Annotated in this window: 1 protein-coding gene; it reads right to left on the minus strand. The window is 53.7% G+C overall.

Going from position 1 to position 1,775, the window contains the following annotated elements:
* Window positions 1-32: 32 nt before the first annotated feature.
* On the minus strand, window positions 33-998 hold the full coding sequence (locus EPD60_RS07950; RefSeq protein ID WP_131448483.1) for an IS110 family RNA-guided transposase: 966 nt from the start codon (window positions 996-998) through the stop codon (window positions 33-35).
* Between the last annotated feature and the right edge of the window lie 777 nt (window positions 999-1,775).

A 1,775-nucleotide genomic window follows, 5' to 3' on the forward strand; every position in this document is an offset into this window, starting at 1 on the left:
AACATGAACTATGGTTATTTCCAAGAGTTTTTTTAAGCGAGTGCGCTTTTAAAATCTGCCTGATACACCGTTCCTTTTGTAGCTATTGCAAATGCTTGTTTGAGCAGCTTATTGCACACGGCGATGAGGGCCACATAGGGCAGCTTTCCTTTGGCCACTAGTCGGTCATAGAGATCCTTACATGCGGCGTTATATTTCTTGGCCGTGAGCGCGCACATGAACAACACACTGCGCAGGTAGCCGTTGCCCATTTTGCAGATTCCCCGCTTTCCCTTTATCGAAGTGCCGCTTGTGTGCTCCCTGGGTGCAAGGCCTGCCAGGGCAATGAGCTGGCGGTAGTTGGAGACCTTGGTAAAGCCGTCGGTGGCTACGATGAGGGTGGCCACGGCGCGCTTGCCCAAGCCGGGCACGGAGCGCAGGTTCTTCATCTGGTTGCCACTCCACTGCTTCAGTTCTGCATCCATCTGCGCTTCCAGCTTTTTCAGTTCCCGCTCGATCCGGGCAATAGAGGCTTTGAGGCTTTTTGTGACCTCCTTATCGGCAAAGGGCATGTAGGTGAGGGCATGCAACTGGTTTTGAAGCATGGTTTTCTGACGCACATACATATTGATCAAAGCCCCGATCTGGCTGCATTTGAGCTGCGCCTGCGAGGGCACACGCCACACGGAAGCTTCTCTTTCCACTCCATAGCGGAAGAGCCAGCGGGCGTCTTTTTTGTCGGATTTGTTACGCTCCAGGTTCATCTGGATAAAGCGCTTGACGACCATTGGATTTTCTACCCGCACGTCGCCTCCTGCTTCCTTCAGGGTAAAGGCAAGGGCGAGATAATAAGGCCCGGAGGTTTCCAGAACATATACCCGCTCACCGCACTTTTCCAGCAGCTCGCGGTGGCCGGAGGCGGTGTTGGAGAGCTTGGTATAATGGGTCCTTCCTTTGTCATCATTGTAATAAACATCGAGGGTGTCTTTAGAGACGTCAATACCGCAAACAAGCTTCATGTTGTACTTTCACTTTGGTTAAAAATGAGGAATGTGATTTTTACACATCTGCAGCCATCCTAATTTCACGCGAGCTCTCCGGCGGCAACCGGTGCTCAGTTGAACTACCCGCAGTATCGTGTAAAAAGGCAGCGGGGGACCATCATGTTAGACAAGCTTGTCCTGGCTTCAGGGGCTGTTTGGTCTTACTCCCGCTGCCCACATTCTTTATCACCGAAAAGTATGAGAAAACAAACATAGGAGGGGCTGTTGCGCTATGGCCTGCGAACCTTACTTTATTTACTATCTTTCCTCTCGGCCACAGCGCAAAGCCCTGGTCGTTGGCCGCCAGCCGCCGATTCGGGTTAATTGCGGCAGAAATTCTCTTCAAAAGCTTTTTCTTTCCGACCAGTCCTTGGTTCGACCAGCAGGACACGAACTTCTCCTTGGCATCACGTTCGACTTGCCAGCCGCCGGACACCGTACCTGCATTTTCGTTGACCTCCAGCGACCTGCTACGCAAGCTGTACACTCCAGCCACGCAAACAGTCTCGCGTACGACTTCCCTGTGAACTTGGCGGACAACTCCGTCGCGGTGGTTTGTGGTATGGCTGGCGGCGGCTTCGCGGCGCACCTGCTCAGCTAGTTGCGGTAGGGGAGCACTCCGACAGTTCGACGTCGGGGCGGCGGCCTTGTAGGCGGGCCGAGCGGCCAACAGGGGCTGTTGCGCTATGGCCTCCGAGCAGTCACTATAATTTCTATCTTCACTCTCGGCCACAGCGCAAAGCCCTGGTCGTT

Origin of the sequence: Flaviaestuariibacter flavus, assembly GCF_004337505.1 — a bacterium.
GTDB lineage: Bacteria > Bacteroidota > Bacteroidia > Chitinophagales > Chitinophagaceae > Flavisolibacter > Flavisolibacter flavus.